We start from the raw sequence: 24,380 nt of genomic DNA on the forward strand, positions 1-24,380 counted from the left end.
CGAGGTGTGAAAGCAAGCCGTTTTGCGTCTCTGCAGCGTGACCGTCTGGCACGCGAATTGCTGAGCCCTGTTGGCTTGGTTGCTTATTGATGACCCTCGTGAGACGGCCAAGTCTCCACCAGCAACTCGTGCGGGCGGCTCCTTCCGCCGTCCGCACGCTTTTCATTGATCGCCCTAGCGCCGCGCTTCGTGTCGATCATGACGCGTGGAGAGGCTGCGCAGCTTTTCGCCTCTCTTGGATCGTGACTGTCTGGCACGCGAGTTGCTGAGAGACGTTTGGACTTGGCTTCTCATACTTTTGCACAATCCCCATGAGATGGCCAAGTCCGCGCAGCCTTAACTAGCGCTAGCGGCTCCTCCAGCCGCTCGCGCGTCTTTCCGTAGCATCGGCCTAGCGGCGCGGCGTGGAGATCATGCTATGACCCGTGAAGAGGCGTTGAAGAACGCCATTGAGGCACTCACACAGTGGTCCCAAGGGACGGTCGCAACAGCTGTCGTGCTTGCCGCGATCGCGAAGCTCGAACAGACTAGGCCGCCGCCCAGACGGCCTCGAAAACGGAAAGTCACTTCCTAGGCCAGCGCTCACGATCGCTGGAGGCTGGTGCAATGGACAGACCACATTTATACCGGCCTTCGAGGCTGCTATTCGTCTGCCGATGAGGAGAGGCGCACATGAGCATCAACCCAGCTTCTCGAAGCTATAGCATTCTCATCGCAGACGCGGCCGTATCTGTCGTTAATACGGCTTGCACAGCATGGCGGCTGTACGTCCGGACCGACAGAGAAGGCACAAGTGATCGGACCAGAAACGAAAGCGAAGAGATCGACCAAAACGAAAGCCGGCGCAGTGGCCGGCCCCGTAAATCTTCAATAACTTGATGTGCTCAACGGAAGTACATCATAATCACTTCGATATCCGACGTGATGCGGGGCTGACGGTCATTCAAGTAAGCGTCCACAATGCGGCGCGCAACCAAGTGCGTAACGATATCTCCGAGATCGCGGGCCGCTGAGAGAACGGTCCAGACCTCAGCTAGCTAGAGCATTTTCCGATCACGTTGCGTCGTAACCAGCCGCGACGAGATAATTTTGGCATTCCTCGGGTGAGAAGCGCTTGAGAGCGTTGGCGATTGCTTGCCAGAGATCGGGCATGGTGCGCGCTGCGGCGGCCCGCAACAGGGCTTTCAGTTTAGAGAAGGCCATTTCGATCGGGTTGAAGTCTGGACTGTAGGGCGGAAGATAGAGCAGGCTTGCTCCGACCGCCCGGATGGCCTCTCGAACGCCATGGACCTTGTGAGCGGGCAAGTTGTCCATGATAACGGTATCGCCCGGCCGCAGCGATGCGGGCGAGCAATTGCTCGACGTAGGCCAGGAAAGCGTCGCCATCCATTGGACCGTCCAGAACAAGCGGCGCGATCAGACCGTCGGAGCGCAATCCAGCGGTGAATGTCGTCGTCTTCCAATGTCCGTGTGGGATAGCTGCACGACATCGCTCGCCGCGTGGCGAGCGGCCGTAAAGCCGCGCCATTTTGGTGTTGGCGCTGGTTTCGTCGATGAAGACGAGACGCTCAGGGTCAAGATCGATTTGCCCTTCGAACCACTCCTCACGCGCGGCATTTATATCGCCGCGCCGTTGCTCGGCGGCGTGCGCTGTCTTTTTTTAAGTGTGATCTTTCTGCGCTGGAAAAAACGCCAGAGCGACGCGATGCCAGTCGATATTCCACGACTTTCAACAGTTCTCGCAACTCGGCGAGCGTGATATCCGGCTTCGCTGTCACTGCCTCCAGAATCAATTGCGAATGCGCTTCGATGCGCTGCGATTTGCGGTCACCGCCCTGGCGTTTAGGAACGATGTCGCCAACTTCCTTGAGGCGACCGCGCCAGCGGATCGCACTGGCCGCGCTGACACCAAAGCGCTCAGCAGCCTGTCGACAGGACATGCCACCGTCAATCGCGGCTATCACCCTTTGACGAAGATCAACCGAAAGCGCCCTGGCCATACATGCTGGCCTCCCTCGCCAGCATGCAGCTTGAATCTGACTCGCGCCGTTTTGGGAATCCCCACCCGATTCATTCCGGTCGGAAAATGCTCTAGGTGTAGCGCTTGGCGTTCTGGCGTGACGGACATACCCCTGTCCTCCTCAAGCCGAAACGACACGGACGGGAGCACCGGATATCATCGCCTCGTATTCACCAAAGAACCGGCCATCAATTGACGCTCCTATGTGCTCTTCGATGTATTGAACGAGGCCGGCACGAACCGCCTCAATGAACTCGGTCGCCGTCTGTCGAATAATCTCTTTGCTCTCCATCTCCCCCCCGAGGTATGCCGAGATGCTTTGAAACGCCGCGCCCAGCGTGCCGCCGAGCGAGGAGAGTGGCGAGCGCGATCCCGGCGCAGAGGATCGAGTACTGGATCGAGGTGACCCCACGCTGATCCGGGACGAAGGGCAGGATCACGGCTCCCAGGTTCGGCATCCGCAGCGGAAGACGTTGCGCAAGACGATGGCGAACAAACGCGATCACTTCGCAGTCGTCGTCCGTCACTGGGTTGTCGTGCATGTGGTCGATAGCAGCGAGGTCGATGGCTTCACTGCTGCGGGCCGTCTCGGCGACGACCAACTCGATTTGCTCGCGCTTCAGCGCAGTGAGCCGCTGCGCCTCCGCAATCAGCGTGCCAGCCGCTCGGTCATTTGCGGCCCTCCACGATACGCTCAATGAACTTGACGAAGGCGACCTGAACAGCCGGCTCCAGGTACACGACGTGATCGCCTTCAGGGCGCGGTGCACGAAGCTGGATTTCATCTCGATCTCGATTACCCCGGAGAGCTTGGTGTCGCCACACCGTGAGCAGCCCGCGGGCAACGCCATTGCACCGCGCCACCTCGGAGATGTTCGCCCCCTCCTCGAAGCTCTCCGCTACGATCCGGGCCTTCTCTTCGCCCGTCCATCGCCGCCGCTGTCCGGTGATCACCTCGACCGCGACGATAGGAATCACCTTCCTGCCTGGCATGAAGCATGGTATTTGCCATCGTTGCACCTCCACCGATCAGCTCATGCCAGGCTGTATCGCAGCCGAGCCTCACGATGGCGAGGTAGGGGCCTCATGCCGGTTACGTTGATCCAACCCGATCGGTCAGGGGATGCCGGCCTTGGGCGACGTAACACGACCTGCGACGAAAATTCGTTGCGATCGAAGGTGCAGATGCGCTTGCGCCGCCCGCCCCTATGTCCCTATGTCCCCGCACGTACGATCTGGGGAATGGCGGCGCAAGAGGACTGGCCCCTGGGCGATGAGGCTGATGCTGATGAATTGTCGACGCCCTACACACAAAGATCCGGTGCGATGATCGATCGTACCGTACCGCGCTCGTTGCGGAATCAGCAACAAGAGGTCTGCCCAAAGACTCTTTGTGCTTTTCAGACGAGAGCTTGGCCAACGATTTCACGGTCCGAGACTTTGATACCCCGATGCGGTGAGACGCATGTTGCCCGGTAGCGCACGCCAATACCTAGCTAGGCCTCCAAAGCGATCGTCAGTCTCTGGAGACAAATCGGCGTCGGTCTGATTCGCTACGGCAGGTTCTGCGATTAGTAAGGCTACCGATACACCGCTAGCCGGTGCCTTCTCCCAAGACTTGGTAGGTTGAACTTAGTTGGACAGCGCCCTCTAATGACCAATGATCAGGCGACCTGCAAGCCGAAAGGCGAGCCCAAGTTTGCCGGAAACGGCGTGGAGTTTCGGCGAACGTCTCTTCGGGCGATTTTGACAATGGAAGCGGTAGGCCACACGATGCTCCGTACTCTCATTCTAATTGCCTTAACGTTTCGTCACGACAAGATCGAGCGCTCAGGGTACCGACGCCAACCCTATCTAAGTTGACCAAGGTATGGATTGGACCGCGGCAGCGAGAGCGGATTTCCTATTCGCGCGATCAGGGTTCGCGTTTGATTTCGTTATCTTGGATGCAGGCCCTGAAGCAAACGAACGGACAGCCGTTCCTCGCGGATGGCTTGTCACGGTACGGGTATCTACGGAATCCTGCAAACACGGCCAACCTTCCCGTCGGCTTTCACGCTTCTGGCCCTCAAGACTTCCAGGTCGTCGGAATGACCTGCTCGGCATGTCACTCGCGCCAGATCGAAGTTGACGGCAAGGTGTATCGGGTGGATGGCGGTCCGGGGTTTGTAGACTTCTACGCACTGCTTGGCGATCTGGACAAGGCAGTCGGCGACGTGATCGCCAGCGACAGCTCGTTCGCTCCGTTTGCTGCAGCTGTTCTGCGGTCCGCAACGCCGGATGCGGCCGATGTTGCGGATCTTCGTCGACAGTTGGCGAGGTTCTGGGGGTATTCGCTACGTTCGAGCCGAAGCGTCAGGGCGCGATCATCAATTTCCTCGACAATAACTCCGCCAATTTCGACGGCCTGAGCGAGCTTGAAAACTTGGTGAAGCGAATCGGCCCTCCGAAATGGCCCTGGAAGATTGACGCTGCTTTAGCCCCACGAGGCAAGGCTATTTTTGAAAGGGATTCCGCTGAAGGGGGATGTCGCGAATGCCACGGGATTGAAGACGGAGAGCAACGCATTCCATTCATCAAAACATGGAGGACTACGGTCCAGAACGTTGGTACCGACACACGAGAATACGACGTCCTCGCCTGGAAAGCGAAGACGGGCGTGCTGAAGGGAGCGTACATCCCTTCGCGACCGTCCCACTCAAGGAGAACGATGAGGTCCTTAACATTCTTGCGACCTCGGTCATTGGTTCGATCGCAGAACACCTGTTGGGCCGGCGCCGCGCCTTCCACTAACGCACGGGTGGCAGCGGCGCCAGACCCGGGATCGTCGGACACACCGGAGTCTCTGGGGCTGGTGCGACTACCACCAACGCTGCAGGATTTGCTAACGGCTTTCGATACTGCCAGCACCTCCGAAGCAATCAAAAAGGCCAAGCGGCAGGAGCAGAAAGAGCATCTCGGAGTCGGCTCCCTCCGTGGGGCAGGGGAATCGCATATGGGTTTTGGCTAGCTATTGCGTTGGAAGGCAAGAAGGATTCTGAAGACGACTCCCGGATTCTGGAGGGAGTCGGATGCGGAAGTTCAGAAGGGCGTTTGGGCGCTTGCCGGACCCGCGCGCAGGCAATGCGAGCCACGAACTGCTGGAAGTTCTGTTCATCGCGCTGGCGGCGGTTCTGTGCGGAGCCGGCAGCTGCGCGGAGATGGAGGAGTTTGGACAGTCCAAGGAAGGCTTGTTGCGCCTCTTCCTGAAGCTGGAGCACGGCATCCCCAGCCACGATACGTTCAGTCGGGTGTTCCGTCTGCTCAAGCCGCAGGCCTTTGAGTTCGCCTTCCGCCGCTTCATGGCGGCGTTTGCCAAGGCCAATGGGCTCAAGCTTACCGGCGTGATTGCGGTCGATGGCAAAGCTCTGCGGCGTGCCTATGAACGCGGCGGACGGGCAACGCCACTGCATCTGGTCAACGTCTTCGCAGTCGAAGCACGCATGGCTCTGGCGCAACAAAAAGCGCCGGGGCGCAACGAGACGGCGGGCGCCTTGGAGGTGCTGGATCTTCTCTCCCTTGAAGACTGCACTGTGACCGCCGATGCCCTGCATTGCCACCGCGGATTTGCTGCAGCGGTGCTTGATCGGGGCGGACATTATGTTCTGACGATCAAGGCGAACCGTGGCCTCTTGTTCAAGGCGGTGACGCAGCAGTTTGCGCGATCGGGGCAGCGCAGCACCGTCCAGCAGACCGACCGCCCGGCCCATGATCGCAGCGAGGCGCGACGTGCGACCGTCATGCGCAACACGACCCTGGCTGAACGCTTCCCCGGCGTGGCGGCCGTGGGCCGCGTCACCTCGCGCCGGCGCTGCGTGACCAGCGCGCCGATCCGCCGGTCGTACGTTACTATCTGCTGTCCAGATATATCTCTGCCAAGCGGCTGCTTGACGTCACCCGCAGTCACTGGGCCGTTGAGAACCGGCTGCATTGGGTGCTCGACGTCCATTTTGCCGAGGATCGCAACCGCTCCCGCAAGGACCACGCACCGGAGAATCTCGCCATTCTCCGACGCCTTGCCCTCAACATCCTGCGAGCCCACCCCGATCGCAAGTCCATCAACCTCAAGATCAGACGCGCAGGCTGGGACGAGGCCTTCCTCATGCAGGTTCTCAGCCATATGCGATAGCCCTGCTCCGTGGGGCGCCTACGAGGCTCGTGTTCTGCAGGGTATTTGGGCCGCCGCACCTTATCTTCATAACGGCTCGGTCCCTACCCTGGCGGAATTGCTCAAGCCATCAGGGGAGCGCAAATCGCAGTTTAGCGTTGGACGGAAATACGACATTGAAAACGTTGGTCTTGCTGCCACCCAGGAGCCGCTGAGCGAAACTCTGTCCGTCACGGATTGTAGTAATATCAATTCTGGCAATAGCCGATGCGGACACGAGTACGGGACCAGTTTAAGCGACCAAGACAAAAAGGCGTTGCTTGAATACCTCAAGACACTGTGACCCGCTCCGGCGCTCCCTCTTTGACCGGTTTCCAGCATGCTGTCGGTCACAGTATGCTCGCTTATCGGCACGAGCCTTGAAACGGAGATCTGATCCAGCACAGCTGCTCAAGGAAGCGCAAGTGATGGCTTACAAATTATCGCCTTTCTACCGTATGCGTCGCTTGTGCATACGAAACGAGGTTCTACATGACACCAATCTCAATGCCACATCACAAAGAATGCCTTCGCTGTGGTTCTGGGTTAGTCACCCGCGAGTGGCATGAACGCGTCAATGCAAACGAAGTTCAGGATCTTTGGCGCTGCTGGAACTGCAAACACCAATTTATCTCCGTCGTCACTTCTCACGAAAGGAGCCGTCAGTCGCTGAGATCACAAAACCATTCTTTACGAGCCTGCTCGTCTGACCAATGACGCCCGAGCAGGTCGACCTTATCAGGTTATCGTTTGACGCGATGTGGCCGATCCGTCGCGACCTCGCTGACCTGTGTTACAACAGGTTCGTTGAACTAGCCCGTCTTATTCGTCAGAGGGCGCCTGAGAGGCTGGCGAGCGTGGTGTAAAGCGCTAATGCGGCGTAGGATTCGGTTGCAAAGCCAACCCCATCACCTCAACCGCGAACGCCAGGCCCGCCATGACCGACGATACGATTCTGCCCTTCTCGTTTCCAGCCGTTCACGCCAAGAAAGTCACAGCTGCCTTCGATGGCGGTCGGCTGACCTCGAACGGGGGCGTGATGCTTCTGGCGATGGCCGAGCGGCGTCTCGGCTTGGCCGACAATTTGGCCCGGGTGTTCCCGGATCGGCGCGATCCGACGCGGGTCGTGCACAGCCTTGTCGATATGTTCCGCGCGCGCATGTTCGCGATCTGCTGCGGCTACGAGGACGCCGACGACCTCGATCATCTGCGGTCCGATCCCGCATTCAAGCTGGCCTGCGGACGGCTGCCGGACACGGGTCGCGATCTGTGTTCCCAACCGACGCTGTCGCGGCTGGAGAATGCTCCGCGCCTGCGCGACGTGATCCGACTGACCTACACTTTGGTCGACGCATGGATGGATAGCTACCCGCGCGAGCCGGCATCCGTCACGCTCGACATCGATGATACCTGCGATGTCGTCCACGGCCATCAGCAGCTCTCGCTGTTCAACGCTCATTATGACGAACGCTGCTTCCTGCCGATCCACGTCTACGACACGGAGAAGAGCCGGCCCGTGGCGGTCGTGCTGCGGCCCGGCAAGACGCCGGGCGGCGTCGAGGTGCGTGCCCATCTGCGCCGCCTGATACGGCATATCCGGACGCGGTGGCACAACACGCGAATTACGTTCCGTGGCGACGGGCACTATGCCCGGCCGGAGGCAATGGCGTGGTGCGAGACCAACGGCATCGACTACATCTTCGGTCTGTCCGGCACCAAGCCGCTCGCCAGAAAACTCGACGAGGCCGCCGACGACATCCGCACGCGACGCGCCATCGAGAACCTGCCGGTTCTGCGTGGCTATACCGAGACGCGCCACAAGGCCAAGTCCTGGGATCGCGAACGGCGTACCGTCGCCCGTATTGAGGCGACAATGCTCGGCCTCGACATCCGCTTCGTCGTCACCAGCCTCGATGTCGGCTCGGCCGAGTGGATCTACGACAGCCTGTATTGCGCGCGCGGCCAAGCCGAGAATCTGATCAAGCTGCATAAGACACAGCTCGCCTCCGATCGCACCAGCTGCCGTTCGGCGCTCGCCAATCAAGTCCGCCTCGTTCTCCACACCGCCGCTTATTGGCTGATGCTGACCGTGCGCGACGCGATTCCCAAAGCCCGGGAATTGGCCACAGCCGAGTTCGCGACGCTGCGTCTTCGTCTCTTGAAACTCGCTGCCCGTGTCGTCGAGACCACGAGCCGCATTCGCCTTGCGTTTGCCGCGGCCTGTCCCGAAGCCGACCTGATCCGCGGCTTGCCAGGCGCGCTGCTGCCGCTCGGTCCTTGACCGGCGGGGCGTCCGCCCCCCGTTCGCCCAACCTACACCTCAAGCGCGTTGCAAAGTACCGGTCGTCAGGCGGTGAAAAGCCGAAGGCAATCCCGCGCGCCTCGTCAGAGCAGATGTGCGGCCACATCAATCGGACTAAAAAAACGCACTCTCACGAATAGGACGGGCTAGAGCCAGCGGCGCCCGCATGCATTTCAAGCGGGCGGCGTTGGGCTGTTTTGTACTTGCTCGCTGCGCGGACGGACATCATTTTGCTGCGCGGCGCGACTATAAGTCTTGCGCCTTCTCCACTTCCAATAGGCACACGTGGAGTGTGATCGGTCTCATGTTGCCGTCCAAGAGGACGCGCACCCTTGTCCTGGTCACACCAAGAGCGACGATGAGGCCGCTCCGCCCTTTCAGCTTTGGACCAGCCGAGTACACTACTGTTACGCGAGACCCAACGGTCATCGCATCATTGGCACGCGAAAACTGGATCGGTTCAACAGGGCGGTCGGCCCTTGGAAATCTCTCCGTTAAACAGGGGCGCCTCCCCTTCCCGCCCTCCGGCAACGGCTGATCGGTCGTTCTCTTTGAAGATTTGAACCATTTCGCTGGCAATCCCAGCACATAGCCGCGCCGTCTGAGATCCTGACAAGTCTTGTTCAGCGCCGCCGCGATGACTTCCTCTGGAGTTTGCTTTCTTACCAAATGCCAGAAAATCTCGTCCTGCTCGCGTGTCCAGCCCTCGGAGGTTTCGCTCATCACCAAATAATCAGGTCATTGAAAAAATGGGTTGCTGCGATGCCTGCGAACCTGGTGATTCTAGGTTCGCAGGCAATCCCGACAAAGAGAGCGGCGCCTATATGGTTCGGCCGCGCGGTGAAGTCTTCCGTTCCGCCCCCATAGCCCACAAAGCCGAACGTGGCTGCGTGACTCCTAAAGCCACATCCAGTCTGCGTTATTGGCGAATGAAGGCGCCACCGAGGCCGATAGTTTCGGCATTGAAATTAACGAGCCCACCGAAGCTCTCCAGACGTTTGAATTCCTGGTTTTCGGCGGTCAAGGATAAGGCGACATAGCCAGTGCCATCCTGAAGTCGGGACATGATTCTGCTCCCTTACGAGTTCCGGTATCGCGCAATGAGTCTGCGAGATGAGGCACTATCGCCAAAAGCGAACTGCGACGCACCTACCAGGATTGAGCGTCTCCTAGGCTATGAACATTTACCGGGCCTTGCTTTGGCGATATGAGCAGCCTCAGTCTGGCCTTTTGACAAACTGAAGGAAAACGCCGTCAAGGCGGTCGTCCAGTCTATTGATAGCTCTAGGCCGCCGAGGCCAGCACCTCGGCGGCTGTGGTACGCGCCTCGGCTTTTGCCGGCCTGCAAGGCTCAAACCACGCAACGGATTGCTCCTTGAATGGCGTGAGCCGTCGCATTGGATGTCATCCTGCTCGGCGCGAATAGAGCCCGTACCTGTCGCTCTAACTTGATCCGGTCGCCCCCCAGCAGCCGCGCTCGGTTGACGGCATGCACGCCCCATGGCTCCGAGTTTGCAGGATCAGGTGCGAGCCGATCTCACATGGCGAGGGCTGCTCCCGAGGTGCAGCAAGGAGGATGGTTGGATAGTGACTGTCGCCATCTTCAAGAAAGACCGCGACGACGAAGAAGACTTCAGGCATGTAACTTACGCGGTTGCAGTCACCGATCTGGCGGAAGCCGTGAAGCTGACCCTGAAAGACTGCGGCGCAAAGGCCGCAATGCTAAACTGCCCGATCGAAAAGGAGCAGTTGCAAAGGCTCGGCGTGGAGCCCGGCGAGCTGATAGCTATACACGATGACGAGGTTGATCCAATCATCCTGCGCCCCAGACGCCACCAAAAGCGCCGCACGTCTGATCTCGTTCAGTCGCGTCCGGTTCATGACGTACGTCTGGAGCTGCCACCACAGTGCAGGTAGTCAGTCTGCACGAGGTGTGAAAGCAAGCCGTTTTGCGTCTCTGCAGCGTGACCGTCAGGCACGCGAGTTGCTGAGAGACGTTTGGACTTGGCTTCTCATACTTTTGCACAATCCCCATGAGATGGCCAAGTCCGCGCAGCCTTAACTAGCGCTAGCGGCTCCTCCAGCCGCTCGCGCGTCTTTCCGTAGCATCGGCCTAGCGGCGCGGCGTGGAGATCATGCTATGACCCGTGAAGAGGCGTTGAAGAACGCCATTGAGGCACTCACACAGTGGTCCCAAGGGACGGTCGCAACAGCTGTCGTGCTTGCCGCGATCGCGAAGCTCGAACAGACTAGGCCGCCGCCCAGACGGCCTCGAAAACGGAAAGTCACTTCCTAGGCCAGCGCTCACGATCGCTGGAGGCTGGTGCAATGGACAGACCACATTTATACCGGCCTTCGAGGCTGCTATTCGTCTGCCGATGAGGAGAGGCGCACATGAGCATCAACCCAGCTTCTCGAAGCTATAGCATTCTCATCGCAGACGCGGCCGTATCTGTCGTTAATACGGCTTGCACAGCATGGCGGCTGTACGTCCGGACCGACAGAGAAGGCACAAGTGATCGGACCAGAAACGAAAGCGAAGAGATCGACCAAAACGAAAGCCGGCGCAGTGGCCGGCCCCGTAAATCTTCAATAACTTGATGTGCTCAACGGAAGTACATCATAATCACTTCGATATCCGACGTGATGCGGGGCTGACGGTCATTCAAGTAAGCGTCCACAATGCGGCGCGCAACCAAGTGCGTAACGATATCTCCGAGATCGCGGGCCGCTGAGAGAATGGTCCAGACCTCAGCTAGTAGCGCTTGGCGTTCTGGCGGGACGGACATGCCCCTGTCCTCCTCAAGCCGAAACGATTCGGAGTCGGCTCCCTCCGTGGGGCGCCTACGAGGCTCGTGTTCTGCAGGGTATTTGGGCCGCCGCACCTTATCTTCATAACGGCTCGGTCCCTACCCTGGCGGAATTGCTCAAGCCATCAGGGGAGCGCAAATCGCAGTTTAGCGTTGGACGGAAATACGACAATGAAAACGTTGGTCTTGCTGCCACCCAGGAGCCGCTGAGCGAAACTCTGTCCGCCACGGATTGTAGTAATATCAATTCTGGCAATAGCCGATGCGGACACGAGTACGGGACCAGTTTAAGCGACCAAGACAAAAAGGCGTTGCTTGAATACCTCAAGACAATGTGACCCGCTCCGGCGCTCCCTCTTTGACCGGTTTCCAGCATGCTGTCGGTCACAGTATGCTCGCTTATCGGCACGAGCCTTGAAACGGAGATCTGATCCAGCACAGCTGCTCAAGGAAGCGCAAGTGATGGCTTACAAATTATCGCCTTTCTACCGTATGCGTCGCTTGTGCATACGAAACGAGGTTCTACATGACACCAATCTCAATGCCACATCACAAAGAATGCCTTCGCTGTGGTTCTGGGTTAGTCACCCGCGAGTGGCATGAACGCGTCAATGCAAACGAAGTTCAGGATCTTTGGCGCTGCTGGAACTGCAAACACCAATTTATCTCCGTCGTCACTTCTCACGAAAGGAGCCGTCAGTCGCTGAGATCACAAAACCATTCTTTACGAGCCTGCTCGTCTGACCAATGACGCCCGAGCAGGTCGACCTTATCAGGTTATCGTTTGACGCGATGTGGCCGATCCGTCGCGACCTCGCTGACCTGTGTTACAACAGGTTCGTTGAACTAGCTCTTGATGCAAGAGATATATTCGGCGGCGATATCGAGCAGCAGCGGATGAAGGTGCTGGATATGATCACCGCGCTGGTCGCCTCGCTCGACGAAAGACCGATGTTCCAATCGCTGATCACGCTTTCAGGTCACAAGCACGCCAGACTTGGCGTTCAGCCATCGCACTTCGTCGCAATGGGCGAGGCGTTGATGTGGAGCTTTGATTGCAAATTCGGCCCTTCTTTCACCCCCGAGCTGAGGGAATCGTGGCGGACGCTTTACGCCACCGCCCAGAACGAGATGCTGCGCGCGGCCGGCCGGCAGAGTTCGTTTTGACAACGGCGGGCGAGAAGCCTAATTCGTGACCCAATCGTGGATCTCCGGTCGGCTGGAGACACACGAAAAAACCTTGTCGCGCGAACAGTGCTCGTGCTCCGTAAGCGCTGTTCAGCGGCCACCTACCGGTTGACGGGGCGATCTGCGAGTCTGCGGTTTGTTTGAACCGTTAGGCTTAGAATGGACACAGTGCATAGTGCTATCACGGAGCCGGTGAGGCGGCTTGAGGTCTTCACTGGAGCCGGCCGTCGGCGGAAGTGGAGCGACGAGGACAAGGCGCGGATTGTTGCGGAGATCGCTGCGAGCGGCGACTCGGTCTGTTCGGTAGCGCGACGGCATGGATTGTCGCCGCAGCAGTTGTTTGGCTGGCGCCGTCAGTTGCGAGAAGCTGCGGGCGGTCATTCCGAAGTGGAAGAAGTACAGTTTGTGCCGGCGGTGGTGGATGCCGTAGTGCCGGCGCCCGCTCTTGGCCGTGAGCGCAAAGCGGTGCGCTGCAAGGCCAAGACGGATTCCGGGATCATCGAGATCGAAGTTGACGGCATCACGATCCGGGCCGGTCGTGGTGCCGACCCAACAATGATTGCGTCGATCGTCCAGGCGCTGAAGGCGAGCCAGTGATCGGTCCGTCGGGTGCGGTCCGGGTGATGGTGGCGACTAAACCGGTAGACTTCCGCAAGGGAATGGAGGGGCTTGCTACCCTGGTGTGCGAGAGCATGGGGGCTGACCCATTCTCGGGAGCTGTCTATGTGTTCAGGGCCAAGCGGGCGGATCGGGTCAAGCTGGTGTTCTGGGACGGAACGGGTTTGTGTCTGTTCGCCAAGAGGCTGGAGGATGGAATGTCATTCCATTGAACGTTCAGTAAAGCGTTTTGCTAAACATCGGGAATAGTGCGGCTTCCGGCAGCTCCCTCGACCGAGCCGGTGCGAAAACGTCCAAGCGTGCCAGACCGATGATCACGGACGGCTAGCAAACAAGCTATTTTTGCTGCATCGCGGTACTGCGTGGACGGGCGCGCAATTCGCGCCCATCGTGATGCCTTCCGAGCCGCGCTCGGTGAAGATGTAGGCGCCATAGACCTTCTTGCCGTCGATCTCGCGGCCCTGGAAGAACTCGGCGATCTGCTTCAGCTCGTCATAGGTCTGTGAAGTGTCCCTTCGGACCGGCCGGATTGACGAAGAAGCCTATCTTGTCGCCGCCGACATTCGGATCCTTGTAGAGGCCGGGGAAGAAGGCGAACCAGTTCATCTGCATCGCCACCTGGCCGGACTTGAAGGCATCAAGCCCTTCCTGCATGTAGGCGTTGGTCATGCCCGGCGCGGTGCCGCACTTGTAGAGCTCCTTGTAGAATTCGAGCCCCTTGGCGGCATCAGCTGAGTTCTGGCCGAAGATCGAGGACGGTGTGATGCGTCTGTCGGCGGCGCAATTGTCGGCGCTGCTGGAGGGGCTCGACTGGCGGCTTGTGCATGAAGCACGGGCGACGCCGGCGCCAACATGCATATTTCAGTGATGGTGAGCAGCGATTTCGCGCGATCATGAGCGGCGAATTCAGACGATCGTGAGCAGCCCGCTCCGGCCGAGGCGGTGATAGAGTCAGCGTTCTGGCTGCTCGTCAAGGGTGATGGTTCTGGCGTTGCGTTTTCGCATGCTTTCGCCGGCAAGCTGGAGGCGGTGAGCGTTATGGACGAGGCGATCGAGGACAGCGTCGGCGTAGGTTGGGTCTCCGATAACTTCGTGCCATGTGTCCACAGGGAGTTGGCTGGTTACGATGGTGGAGGCGCGGCCATGGCGGTCCTCAAGGACTTCCAGTAGATCGCGCCGTTCGGCAGCGGTGAGCACTGACAATCCCCAATCGTCCAAAATCAGAAGCTGGGCGCGGCCAAGGGTTTTGAGCAAGCGGGCATAACGTCCATCCCCCCGCGCGAGTGCCAACGCTTCGAACAATCTTGGGACGCGATGATAGAGAACCGAGCGATTGTCGCGGCAGGCCTTGTGGCCGAGGGCACAGGCTAACCAACTTTTGCCCAATCCGGTCGCTCCGGTTATGAGCAAATTCTCGTGGCGATCGATCCAGTCGCCGCTGACCAGCTTGGCGAAGACGGCCCGGTCGATACCCCGCGGCGTGCGCAAATCGACGTCCTCCAAGCAAGCATTCTGGCGGAGCGCGGCCAGCTTGAGGCGCGTAGTGAGCCGCCTGGTGTCGCGTTCCGCGGCTTCCCGGTCGACCAGCAGGCCGATGCGATCTTCGAACGGCAAGGCTTCGAGATCAGGTGATCGTCGCTGCTCCTCGAAGGCCTTGGCCATGCCGCTCAAGCCGAGCTCGATCAGGCGTTCGTGGGTGGGATGGGTGAGCATACAGGTCTCCTTGGCTTCAGTGGAAATAATCCCGGCCGCGGATGTTGCCGTGGCGCAGGGGTTGGGGTTCGGAGGGCTCGTCGAGAAAGGTGCGATCCAGGCCGTTCTGGAGGATGGAGCGGATCGAGGCGACGGATCGCGCCTTGATCAGAATGCCGCGCCGGCAGGCCGCGTCGACGCGCTCGGCGCTGTAGCTTTTGGCCAGCGACAGAATGCCGAGGCAGGTGCGAAAGCCTTGCTCGGGATGCGGCCGGGCCGCGATCACGGCCTGGAAGAAGGCGGCGGTCGACGGACCGATCCGCTCGCCGGCGGCGATCACTCCGGCGGGCGTCCATTGGCCGTAGCGCCGATGGGCGCTGGGCATGTGGTCGGCGGTGGTGGTGTGGCCCCGCCGGTTGGGCGCGCGGGCGTGGCTGGCGATCCTGCGGCCGTTGTGGAAGATTTCGACCGTCCTGTCGTCGATGCGGGCATCGACAAGCTCACGGATGAGCCGATATGGCGTGGAATACCAGTGTCCATCGATCTCGATATGATAGTCGGGGCCGACCCGGCATCGCTTCCAGCGCGCGAAAGCGTAAGCCTGATCCGGCAGCTTTGTGAGCTTGGGCTTGTCGAGTTCGGAGAACAGTTCGGCGCGGCTGGCGCCAAAGTCGCGCATCTGCCGGGCATTGAGTTCGACGACGAGTATTTTGATGGCTGCGTTCAGCTCCGCCAACGAAAAGAAGCGTTGGTTGCGCAGCCGCGCCAAAATCCATCTCTGGGCGACTTGCACCGCAACTTCGACCTTTGCCTTATCTTTTGGGCGCCGCGGCCGGGCTGCGAGAATGGCCGTGCCGTAATGGCTCGCCATCTCGGCATAGGTGTCAATCGGCCTGCAAATTTGACCCCTCGTATTGCCTCAGGAAGTAATGTTACCCGGGATGAAGGTCTCGGTCTCGAGCCGCGGCCAGCTCGGTGGAGAGGCTGTGGGCGGGGCGGAGTGCTCATCACACGCAGCGCCGTCCACAGCCTCGGGCCGTATTTCATCCACGGGCATGGATACGATGGCTATCTCCGCCACCTTCCGCCGGAGGGACCGAAGCAGGCGCTGAACGATCGAATGCTGCTTGTCGCTGAACATCGAAGGATCGATCGTGGCGAGCCTGCCCACGATGGCCAGTGCAGTGAGCTGTGGCTCGACGGCGAGCCAGTTCTCGATGATCGCGAGATGGGGATCGAGCTTCGAGGGCATGCGAATACGCTTTTTATATCGCCGTTTCGGCCGGCGGTGCGTGGCCCGCACTTCGGCGGTGTTTGCCGCCGTGCCGAGCGATCGGGCAAACGAGAGCGGATCAGCCGGCGATACGGTGGGAACCTTCGCAAGACCGCGCTTGCCGATCCGTTCGCCGAGCTCTTCCTGCGCCGTGCGGATCGTGGCAAGCAATTGTATGGGATCGAGAGTCCGATACGTCTGGCGCAGACGGCGCTTGACCGCTGATGGGAGTTTCGGGTGCCCCAGTGCACGTTCGTATGGTGTGGCAGGCGGATGATAGCGTTTGATGATCTTGGCACCCTCGCGGCGCTTCTCTTTGAGCTTGAATGACGGCTGGAAGAAGTTCACCAGCAGGCGCGCCGCCGCGTAGAGACGTGCCATCACGCGGGCCGTCTCGACCCCGTCGAAGCGCCCGTATCCGACGAGCCGCCGGACCACCGCACCGTTCTTCTGCTCCACGAAAGCCTGATCGTTCTTTTTGTAGGCACGTGACCGCGTTACCTCGATCTTCTGTGCTCGGCACCATGGAACGACGACGTCGTTCATGAACGCGCTGTCGTTATCGAAGTCGGCGCCACAGATCACCCACGGGAACAGGCCCTGTGCTCGCGTCATCGCTTCCACGACGAGGCTGCCATCGCGTGTCACCAGGGGCAGGCATTCCGTCCATCCTGTTGCGATGTCCACCATGGTCAAAGTCTGGATAAACGAGCCGGCGACGCTGGTCCCACCGTGCGCGACCATGTCGATCTCGCAAAAGCCTGGCGGCGGGTTTGCCCAGTCATTGAAAGTGCGGATCGGCACCTCGCGTCGAATCGCCGAGTAGAATCCGACTCGCCGCCGGCGCCCCCCAGCAGCCGCAATTTTAACGTCGATCAACATCCGATCGATCGTCGCCGCGCTCAGAGTTGTCAGCAGCGCACGCTCTGCGCTCGTTGGCTTCAGCCGGCCATGCCGCTCGAGTGCGGGCAACAGCACTGGGATCATCGATACGAGGCGCTTACCGCAGACGCGATCGGAGGCTTCCCACAGCGCGATCAGCGCGTCGCGCACGCTGGCGTATTTGCGTCGCCGACTTGTCGCTGGTTCGGTTGGGCTCGTTGCCCCTTCGTCCAGTGGTGGTCTGGGCCTGTCCCTTCCGGCAACCGACAGTGCTCGCACCGCGTGCTTGCGGTGCCAACCCGTCGTTGCTGTCAACTCGTCAAGGATCCGTCCCTTCTCAACTCGTCCAGCCGCACGGTAGCGCCTCGCCACCGCGGCCAACACCTCGCGCCTTGCGCCCATGCTGATCCCGCTCGCCATTGGCGCCACCGACCTGATTCGGTAACGCCGCCCCAGTCATCAGCGGAATTGTTCGGTAACATTTTCGATGAGGCAATGCGCCCCTCATCGGCGTCCAATTTTGACCCCTTCGTGCGGCGGGCTTTGCTGGTAGCGCTCGTCTCGTCGGAGCTGGCCGGGATAGCGGAGGCGAGACGAGCGCGGGTGGCGTGATCGTCGTCTCGGCTCTTGAACCGCCAGCTATCGTTGCCGGTCTCGACAATGTCGCAGTGATGGGTCAATCGGTCGAGCAGCGCTGTGGTCATTTTGGCGTCGCCGAACACGCTCGGCCATTCGCCGAAGGCGAGATTGGTCGTCACGATGACGGAGGCGCGCTCATAGAGCCGGCTGACGAGGTGGAAGAGGAGCTGGCCACCGGACTGGGCGAAGGGCAAATAGCCGAGTTCATCCAGCACGATGAAGTCCATCCGGGTCAGATGCTCGGCGAGCCGTCCTTGCCGTCCGTTGCGGGTCTCGGTCTCGAGGCGATTGACGAGGTCGACTACGTTGAAGAAGCGGCCGCGGGCACCGGATCGGATGCAGCTTCTGGCGATGGCAATGGCCAGGTGGGTCTTGCCTGTGCCGGTGCCGCCAACCAGCACGACATTGCGTTGCTGGGCGATGAAGCCGCCGCTGGCGAGATCATTGACGAGAGTCTGATTGATCGGCGTGCCGTCGAACTGGAAGTCGGCGATGTCCTTGGCAAGCGGCAGCTTGGCAATGGTCAGCTGGTATTTGATCGAGCGGGCCTGCTTCTCGTTGATCTCGGCGTTAAGCAGGTCGCCGACAATGCGCTGAGGTTCGTGCTGGCGCTTGACGGCAGTTGCCATGATCTCGTCGAAGGCAGCCTTCATGCCGTAGAGCTTGAGCTCGCCCATGAGGTCGAAGATTTGGGTTCGTTCCATCAGATGGTCCTCCGGAGGTTGTCGTAGCGGGCACAATCGGCGATCGGTGCATGACGGAGCGTCAGTGCGGCCGGCGTCATGATGTTGGCCGGTGGGGCGGGTTCACGTTGACGGGCCAGGATGTTGAGCACGACATCGGCGGAATGGACGCCATGACCGAGCGCTTCGGCACAGGCCGCTTCCACCGCGGACAGACCGTCAGTCAGCACCGCGGTGAGGATGTCGACCATCTGCCGATTGCCATCGTCGGTGCTGGCAAGCTTGCGCCGGATCCGCTCGATCGCGGCCGGCAGCACCCAGTCTTTGAAGGGAGCGCCGTTGCGCAAGGCACCGGGTTTGCGAGCCAGCACCGGCACATAGTGCCAGGGATCATAGGTCGTCTCGCCGCGGCCAAAGGATCGCGGGTGCTCGGCAACGATGCGTCCATCCTGACGGATCACGATGCGGTCGGCATAAGCCTGGACTTCGACCGGCCGTCCGACTGCGCTGGCTGCGACCGAGTACTTGTTGTTGTCGAAGCGCACCAGGCAGGTCTTCGAGACCGATGCCGTCACCGCATGGAAGCCGTCGAAGCGGCCGGCATAGGGAACGAGCTTGGGACGCTCGGCTTCGAACACTTCCCAGATCGTCTGATCGACCAGCTCCGGGTGGCGATGAGCCTTGGCGTAGGCGATGCATTTGTCGAGCAGCCAGGCGTTTAACTCGTCGAGGTTTTTGAACCGCAGCCGCGGCGTGAAGAAGCGCTCCCGGACCAGCCCGACCTGGTTCTCGACCTGCCCCTTCTCCCAGCCCGACGCCGGCGTGCAGGCGACCGGATCGACCAGATAGTGGCTGCACATCTGCAGGAAGCGGCGATTGTAGAGACGCCCTTTACCGACGAAGATCGTCTCTACGGCGGTCTTCATGTTGTCGTAGATGCCGCGGGTGCAGGTGCCTTTGAACAGAGCGAACGCCCGGTCGTGGGCGTCGAACACCATCTCCTGCGTCTCCCGCGGATAGGCCCGCACGAACAGCATGCGGCTGTGACAGAGCCGGACATGGGCGGCCTTCACCATCACCGTGGTCCCGCTCAGCAAGACCACCTCGTGGCTCCAGTCGAACTGGTAGGCTTCGCCTGGGGCAAAGCTCAGCGGGACATAAGCCGCCGCGGTCGATTGCCCGCGTTCTTTGCTCCACCGCCTGGCGTAACGCCGCACGGCATCGTAACCGCCGTCGTAGCCGCGGCCGCGCAGCTCTTCGAAGATCCGGATCAACGTCAGCTGTTCACGAGCCGATTTGGCCGCGTTCGCCGCCAGCAATCCGTCAAGCTCTACTGCCCATCGTCCCAGCTTTGGCCGCGGCTGCACCTGCCGCTCGTACTCGAAGGAGGTCTCTCCCGACCTCAGCACCTTCCGGACCGTGTTCCGCGACACCTTCAGGTCACGGGCGATCTCCTTGATCGTCTTGCCCTTGATGAAGTGCTCGCGCCGGATCCGGGCAATTGTCTCCACGATCAGCATCCCCCACCACCTGCTTCGTTCCAAAGCAGGCAGCGCAACAGATCAATCTGTAGGGGGTCAATTTTGGACGCCGATCCCCCGGCTTAGGGGGTCAATATTGCAGGCCGAATGACAGCATAGGTTCGGTTGAGGCCAGGATCGTGGCGGTCGGGATTGGTGACGGCGGCCTTGAGATTGTCGCAGACCACGAATGTCGGCGCGCCGCCGAGGAAGGCGAAAAGGTTGATGTGGACCCGGATCCAGTCGGCGAGCCCCTCGCTTGGGCAGGCCTCGGCGTAGGTATAGTTGGAGGCGCCCATCGCTGCGACGAACAGCTTCATCGACTGCACTTCCCCACTTGAGGGGGCGATGACGTCGATGGTGTCGCCGGCGAAATCCACGAAAACCTTCTCGCCGCCCAGATGGGTCTGCCGCATCGAAGGCCGGGCTCGCCCCTTCCAGGCCTCGTAGGTCGTGCAGAACCATGTGTAGCCGAATCCATCGGGATGGCTGGCGCGATACTCGTCCCACAGCAGCCGGCGGGTCACGTTGCGCCGGCGCAGCTCCTTGTCGACATAGCCCCAGTCGGGAACGGGCCGCTGTGGGCTCTGTGACGCAGGCCTCGGCGCAGGGAAAAGCAGCAGCTCCAGGTCTTCGTCGGTCATTCCGACCGGCAACGGCCAGTTCAGTCCGGCAGCCCCGGCTCGGCGCAGATAGCTGTGCACGGCTCCGTTGCTGATGCCCAGGGTGCGCGCGATGGCTCGCTCCGGCAAGCCTTGAACATGTTTTAAGCGGAGAACCTCTTTGATCCGGCGCATCGACAATCTCTGGGTGGGCATCGGCCTTCCTCGTTCACTGACGAGGCAGTTCCTAAGCCGGTTGAGTTGTCGGCCGAAGCGGGCTGAGCCGCTGAAAAGCTGCTCACGATCCCGCGAAACATGCACCAACACAAGCGGGATAGTTGTTGGCGGTGCTGCGGCGAAGTGAATCAGGAGCGTCGGACGCGTCGCCAGTTGGCGGCGAATATGCTCTGAATTGGGTGTGAGCGACGCCCTGCCTGACGATCCCGAGACGCTGAAAGCCATGCTGCTTGCGGAGCGGTGCGAGAGCGAACGGCTGCGTCAGATCATCAAGGAATTGCAGCGGCATCGGTTTGGCCGGCGGGCAGAGACGCTGCCTGAAGATCAGATGCTGCTGGGCCTAGAAGACGTCGAGCAGGTGGCAGCGTACGGCGAGACGGCGCAGGACGTCAGCGCACCTGAAGGCCGTGAGGTGCAAGCCGGTAGGCGCCGCGTCAACCGTGGCGCCTTGCCGGCGCACCTGCCGCGGATCGAAGTCGTCGTCGACATCGAGGACAAGACCTGTCCCTGCTGCCAGGGCGAGTTACATCGGATCGGCGAGGATAGAAGCGAGCGGCTGGACCTGGTCCCGGCGCAGTTCCGAATCCTCGTTACCCGGCGTCCCAAATACGCCTGCCGCGCTTGCGAGGACGGTGTCATGCAGGCGCCGGCCCCGGCCCGGTTGATCGAGGGCGGACTGCCGACCGAAGCAACCATCGCCCAGGTTCTGGTGTCCAAATATGCCGATCACCTGCCGCTCTATCGGCAGGCTCAGATTTACGCCCGCCAGGGCATTGAGCTCGATCGTTCGACGCTGGCGGACTGGGTGGGACAAGCAGCCTTCCACCTGCGTCCGTTGCATGAGCGCCTCCTCGGCAAGCTCAGGCGACGGCCAAAGCTGTTCGCCGACGAGACGACGATGCCGGTGCTCGATCCCGGCCGAGGGCGCACCAAGACCGGTCAGCTCTGGGCCTATGCAGCGGACGACCAGCCATGGGGCGGCGCCGATCCGCCGGGCGTCGCCTATGTCTATGCTCCCGATCGCAAAGCCGACCGACCAATCGCCCATCTGGCAGGCTTCAAGGGGATCCTGCAGGTCGATGGCTATGCTGGCTATGGCAAGCTGGCCGAGCGTGGCGACGTTCAGCTTGCATTCTGCTGGTCCCACATGCGGCGTAACTTCTACGAACTCGCCGCCCCCGGTCCCGCGCCCATTGCGGGCGAGGCGCTCAAGCATATCGCCGAGTTCTATGCCATCGAGAAGGACATCCGTGGCCGTAGCGCCGAGGAGCGCTGTCTCGTTCGGCAACAGAAAAGCCGACCGCTCGCGGAAGCCTTCGAGCAGTGGCTCCGCGCAAAGCTCGCGTTGATCAGCCAAAAGGGCAAGCTGGCCGACGCCATCCGCTATGCGCTCTCACGCTGGGAGGGCCTGACGCGCTTTATCGATGATGGCCGTATCGAGCTCGACAACAACGCCGTAGAGCGCTCGATCCGTCCGATCACGCTCAACCGGAAAAATGCGCTGTTCGCAGGCTCCGACGGTGGTGCCGAGCACTGGGCTATCATCGCCTCCCTGGTCGAAACCTGTAAGCTGAACGATGTCGATCCGCTTGCCTACTTGACCGACGCGCTCACCAGGATCGTCAACGGTCATCCGAATAACGAGATCGATCACCTGCTGCCGTGGGCCTATTGCCGTCACGACCTCAAAGCTGTGGCCTGAAAACAGCGCTTACCGTGCTCCTGAGCTGACGTTCCGAGATTCGCTGAATTGGAAACTCACGCAAACGCGCTTCGATGAGTCCTGCGGAGAAATGAAATCCGTAGTGACCGCCTTGACGTTCCGCCATACGATCGATGACCCATCGCGCTTTCGATCGGCATCGAGCGTGGGTGCGTATCTGGGCCTCCAGCCCGATTAGCCGGACGGTGGGTATAGGTCTTCGCCATATGTCCACTCGTTTCTGAACCTGTGGTCATGGCCCTGAACTAGAACCTGAGCGTCGCGTCCTGCCTTTCCCTCCTTGTGGGATGCGTCGACCGCGGCGCGGATCGCCTCTTCCTCAGTGGCGTAAGCGCCGGAGTACTCACAATTGAGCGCAACCCTCCACTGGCCTTCATGGCGCGTGACGAAGTACTGAACGCTTTCCATAAAGCTTGGCTCCGGCATCGCCCCCGTGATCGATAGACGGGTCGTACTCTGCAAATCTGCCGCGGTCGCCTCAACTACCGTTTTGGTGGGCTCCCAAGGAGCAGCGCCTTGTAGTGATAGGGCTGGCCTGTTTGCTGTGACCGCGGGGACCAACTGCCGCGCCTTGGCCGCTTCCCTTATTTACGAGAGCTGGAACGTAGCGGCTTCAATCGGCGAGATCGAGTATCGAGAGCGAGATGTCGCCTAGCTGCTAGCCAATCTTCTCTCTCTCGTTGGAGTCGAAGGCTGGATTGATGACGGATTGGGAGACGATCCATTTTTCCATTATGACCGAGATCCCAAGCTCTTTTTCCGTCTCCACCCTTGCTGCGTTGAGTGCTGCGACTGCTTGCGTTTGATCGACAACAAGCTCTCCGGTCCGGTTCTGATAGCGAACCCTTATTGCCAGCGACGATGCTGCCGACCTCGGTTGTGAAACTACGCGAGTTTCTTGCGCCGAGCGACGCTTCAATCTCCACACCGGCACGCGTTCCGCAACGGCTTCAGCATAACGGTCTCATGCAACAATCTGGCCTGGGAATACGTACTTTCCCGCTTCGCGCAAGAGCTGCTCTAAGTGCGTCCGTTGACGAGGCGACTTGGTATTGAAATTCGAATGCAGCAAGCCGAGGAATCTCGTGTCCTGGCGACCGCACCGTCTGGACACCGATCACGGACTGCATCAGGCCTTTAGTCTTCCAGGTAAATTGGCGCCAGCACATGCGAGGCGGCGACCAGGCAAGCGACGCTGCGAAGCCCAAGCGATGGCGAGGTATCGATCATTCAGATATCGAACCGCTCGGCGGCATCGGCGAGATTGCTGCAGGGTCATGACGGCAGCAGCGTTGCCGCGATCGATATCCGTAAAGGAGCTGTAGGCCGGCGCCAGCGTGATACCGTTGTTTTCACCAGCGACTCGGGTCGCCGGCTTGAAGAGATCGGCCGCCGAGATCGACCCTGTATGCTGCTTGAGCGTGTCGGTCGCGCTGCCCTGCGCGTCAACATCGATCATCAGAACCCGGCGGCCAGCTTCCGCCATGAACCAAGCCAGATGCACAGCAAGCGTCGTCTTGCCGACACCCTTTTTATTGTTGATGACGATTGTGTTTCATCGATGACTACTCCTTCCGATCGTGCTGCTCCTGCTGGCACGATCTCGATGAAACCGGCCTCTTCATCCCCGCTGTTGGTTGGAACCAACACCCGCTACGGACCGGCGCTTTCTAGATAATCTTCAAAGCCCGGCACAAATCCCCTGCCAGAAGAGTCAGGTCGGCCCAGCCAAAGAAAAAAGACGCGCCGGATCGAAAACCAGTCCACACGGGTCGACAGGCGGTTGATGTTGTCACCGAAGCGCAGCCGCCCTCCCCGGCGTGTTGGTTTGAACTTCCAACACGTTCCGGGCCTGCACCATATTGCGACATCAACTGCTGGAAGGACGCGACAGAACCCGAAGCCCCAGAGACAGGAAATCCCTGCTCCGCGAGAGTCAAAGGGTCCCAGCGCGAAGAACACTAAATGGCGTCAGCTCAGTTGGTTGGGCTTTCCATCGATTGAG

The 24,380-nt window shown here is 60.4% G+C and carries 17 protein-coding genes and 9 pseudogenes; 12 read left to right on the forward strand and 14 right to left on the reverse strand.

Annotated features, from left to right (window positions below; translation table 11 throughout):
- Window positions 1-1,053 precede the first annotated feature (1,053 nt).
- The 3 genes and pseudogenes from HAP54_RS01755 to HAP54_RS52390 form a co-directional block, all read right to left on the reverse strand.
- Window positions 1,054-2,000: pseudogene (locus HAP54_RS01755) on the reverse strand (IS630 family transposase).
- A gap of 265 nt (window positions 2,001-2,265) precedes the next feature.
- A complete protein-coding gene (locus HAP54_RS01760; protein WP_166293458.1) occupies window positions 2,266-2,805 on the reverse strand; it encodes a Flp family type IVb pilin in 540 nt (179 codons plus the stop codon).
- Window positions 2,690-3,013 carry a transposase gene (locus HAP54_RS52390; RefSeq protein ID WP_414646178.1) on the reverse strand — a complete coding sequence of 108 codons (324 nt, stop codon included), beginning with the start codon at window positions 3,011-3,013 and terminating at the stop codon, window positions 2,690-2,692. Before HAP54_RS52390 ends, HAP54_RS01760 begins: the two co-directional genes overlap by 116 nt.
- 866 nt (window positions 3,014-3,879) lie before the next feature.
- Between HAP54_RS52390 and HAP54_RS01770 the strand changes: the two genes are divergently transcribed.
- The 4 genes and pseudogenes from HAP54_RS01770 (at window position 3,880) to HAP54_RS01785 (ending at window position 8,487) form a co-directional block, all read left to right on the forward strand.
- Window positions 3,880-4,431, forward strand: coding sequence for a hypothetical protein (locus HAP54_RS01770; protein WP_166298596.1), 552 nt, complete (start codon window positions 3,880-3,882; stop codon window positions 4,429-4,431).
- A 660-nt stretch (window positions 4,432-5,091) separates the two neighbouring features.
- Window positions 5,092-6,188, forward strand: a pseudogene (locus HAP54_RS01775) (ISAs1 family transposase).
- Entirely contained in the window at window positions 6,076-6,510 is a 435-nt protein-coding gene (locus tag HAP54_RS01780) for a hypothetical protein (protein WP_339156823.1), read from the forward strand. Before HAP54_RS01775 ends, HAP54_RS01780 begins: the two are co-directional and overlap by 113 nt.
- 633 nt (window positions 6,511-7,143) lie before the next feature.
- Window positions 7,144-8,487: an IS1380-like element ISBdi2 family transposase gene (locus HAP54_RS01785; RefSeq protein ID WP_166204320.1), complete on the forward strand. Its 1,344-nt coding sequence runs from the start codon at window positions 7,144-7,146 to the stop codon at window positions 8,485-8,487.
- 267 nt (window positions 8,488-8,754) lie between these two features.
- Here the strand turns inward: HAP54_RS01785 and HAP54_RS01790 are convergent, their stop codons facing one another.
- Together HAP54_RS01790 and HAP54_RS01795 are read right to left on the reverse strand one after the other, a co-directional pair.
- Entirely contained in the window at window positions 8,755-9,231 is a 477-nt protein-coding gene (locus tag HAP54_RS01790; protein ID WP_166298597.1) for a hypothetical protein, read from the reverse strand.
- A gap of 196 nt (window positions 9,232-9,427) precedes the next feature.
- Window positions 9,428-9,574 (reverse strand): hypothetical protein, encoded by a 147-nt coding sequence (locus tag HAP54_RS01795; protein ID WP_165128021.1) that lies wholly within the window; start codon window positions 9,572-9,574, stop codon window positions 9,428-9,430.
- Window positions 9,575-10,095: 521 nt separating this feature from the next.
- Here HAP54_RS01795 and HAP54_RS01800 point away from each other — a divergent pair.
- The 6 genes and pseudogenes from HAP54_RS01800 (at window position 10,096) to HAP54_RS01825 (ending at window position 13,630) form a co-directional block, all read left to right on the forward strand.
- Window positions 10,096-10,425 carry a hypothetical protein gene (locus HAP54_RS01800; protein ID WP_224741412.1) on the forward strand — a complete coding sequence of 110 codons (330 nt, stop codon included), beginning with the start codon at window positions 10,096-10,098 and terminating at the stop codon, window positions 10,423-10,425.
- 916 nt (window positions 10,426-11,341) lie between these two features.
- A pseudogene (locus HAP54_RS01805) lies at window positions 11,342-11,656 on the forward strand (hypothetical protein); the annotation flags it as partial.
- Window positions 11,657-12,065: 409 nt separating this feature from the next.
- Window positions 12,066-12,485 carry a globin domain-containing protein gene (locus tag HAP54_RS01810; RefSeq protein ID WP_166298598.1) on the forward strand — a complete coding sequence of 140 codons (420 nt, stop codon included), beginning with the start codon at window positions 12,066-12,068 and terminating at the stop codon, window positions 12,483-12,485.
- Between the two features lie 213 nt (window positions 12,486-12,698).
- Window positions 12,699-13,103: an IS66-like element accessory protein TnpA gene (gene tnpA, locus HAP54_RS01815; RefSeq protein WP_224741411.1), complete on the forward strand. Its 405-nt coding sequence runs from the start codon at window positions 12,699-12,701 to the stop codon at window positions 13,101-13,103.
- Entirely contained in the window at window positions 13,100-13,336 is a 237-nt protein-coding gene (gene tnpB / locus HAP54_RS01820) for an IS66 family insertion sequence element accessory protein TnpB (RefSeq protein ID WP_166298600.1), read from the forward strand. Before tnpA ends, tnpB begins: the two co-directional genes overlap by 4 nt.
- Before the next feature lie 150 nt (window positions 13,337-13,486).
- A complete protein-coding gene (locus tag HAP54_RS01825; RefSeq protein ID WP_176422306.1) occupies window positions 13,487-13,630 on the forward strand; it encodes a hypothetical protein in 144 nt (47 codons plus the stop codon).
- Here HAP54_RS01825 and HAP54_RS01830 read toward each other — a convergent pair.
- From HAP54_RS01830 to istA (HAP54_RS01860), 7 genes and pseudogenes are all read right to left on the reverse strand, one after another.
- Window positions 13,620-13,862, reverse strand: a pseudogene (locus HAP54_RS01830) (carbohydrate ABC transporter substrate-binding protein); the annotation flags it as partial. The gene HAP54_RS01825 and the pseudogene HAP54_RS01830 overlap by 11 nt on opposite strands.
- 213 nt (window positions 13,863-14,075) lie before the next feature.
- Window positions 14,076-14,837 carry an IS21-like element helper ATPase IstB gene (gene istB / locus HAP54_RS01835; RefSeq protein WP_029085260.1) on the reverse strand — a complete coding sequence of 254 codons (762 nt, stop codon included), beginning with the start codon at window positions 14,835-14,837 and terminating at the stop codon, window positions 14,076-14,078.
- 16 nt (window positions 14,838-14,853) lie between these two features.
- A pseudogene (locus tag HAP54_RS01840) lies at window positions 14,854-15,699 on the reverse strand (Mu transposase domain-containing protein); the annotation flags it as partial.
- Window positions 15,700-15,735: 36 nt separating this feature from the next.
- The gene (locus tag HAP54_RS01845) at window positions 15,736-17,142 is read right to left on the reverse strand and encodes an integrase catalytic domain-containing protein (RefSeq protein ID WP_166295107.1); all 1,407 of its coding nucleotides are present in this window, start codon (window positions 17,140-17,142) and stop codon (window positions 15,736-15,738) included.
- A gap of 329 nt (window positions 17,143-17,471) precedes the next feature.
- Window positions 17,472-18,314, reverse strand: a pseudogene (gene istB / locus HAP54_RS01850) (IS21-like element helper ATPase IstB); the annotation flags it as partial.
- A gap of 8 nt (window positions 18,315-18,322) precedes the next feature.
- Window positions 18,323-19,813 (reverse strand): annotated as a pseudogene (gene istA, locus HAP54_RS01855) (IS21 family transposase); the annotation flags it as partial.
- A gap of 113 nt (window positions 19,814-19,926) precedes the next feature.
- Window positions 19,927-20,631: pseudogene (gene istA / locus HAP54_RS01860) on the reverse strand (IS21 family transposase); the annotation flags it as partial.
- 244 nt (window positions 20,632-20,875) lie between these two features.
- On the opposite strand from istA (HAP54_RS01860), the gene tnpC reads away from it, so the two are divergent.
- Complete coding sequence (tnpC, locus tag HAP54_RS01865; protein ID WP_166307246.1) at window positions 20,876-22,354, forward strand: IS66 family transposase; 1,479 nt, start codon at window positions 20,876-20,878, stop codon at window positions 22,352-22,354.
- Between the two features lie 100 nt (window positions 22,355-22,454).
- Window positions 22,455-22,547: pseudogene (locus HAP54_RS52790) on the forward strand (transposase); the annotation flags it as partial.
- Window positions 22,548-22,549: 2 nt separating this feature from the next.
- Here the strand turns inward: HAP54_RS52790 and HAP54_RS01875 are convergent.
- On the reverse strand, window positions 22,550-22,801 hold the full coding sequence (locus HAP54_RS01875; protein ID WP_339156824.1) for a DUF2188 domain-containing protein: 252 nt from the start codon (window positions 22,799-22,801) through the stop codon (window positions 22,550-22,552).
- A 703-nt stretch (window positions 22,802-23,504) separates the two neighbouring features.
- Window positions 23,505-23,879: a ParA family protein gene (locus tag HAP54_RS52395; protein ID WP_414646179.1), complete on the reverse strand. Its 375-nt coding sequence runs from the start codon at window positions 23,877-23,879 to the stop codon at window positions 23,505-23,507.
- Window positions 23,880-24,380: the final 501 nt, after the last annotated feature.

The organism is Bradyrhizobium sp. 2S1 (assembly GCF_011516625.5).
Taxonomy (GTDB): domain Bacteria; phylum Pseudomonadota; class Alphaproteobacteria; order Rhizobiales; family Xanthobacteraceae; genus Bradyrhizobium; species Bradyrhizobium septentrionale.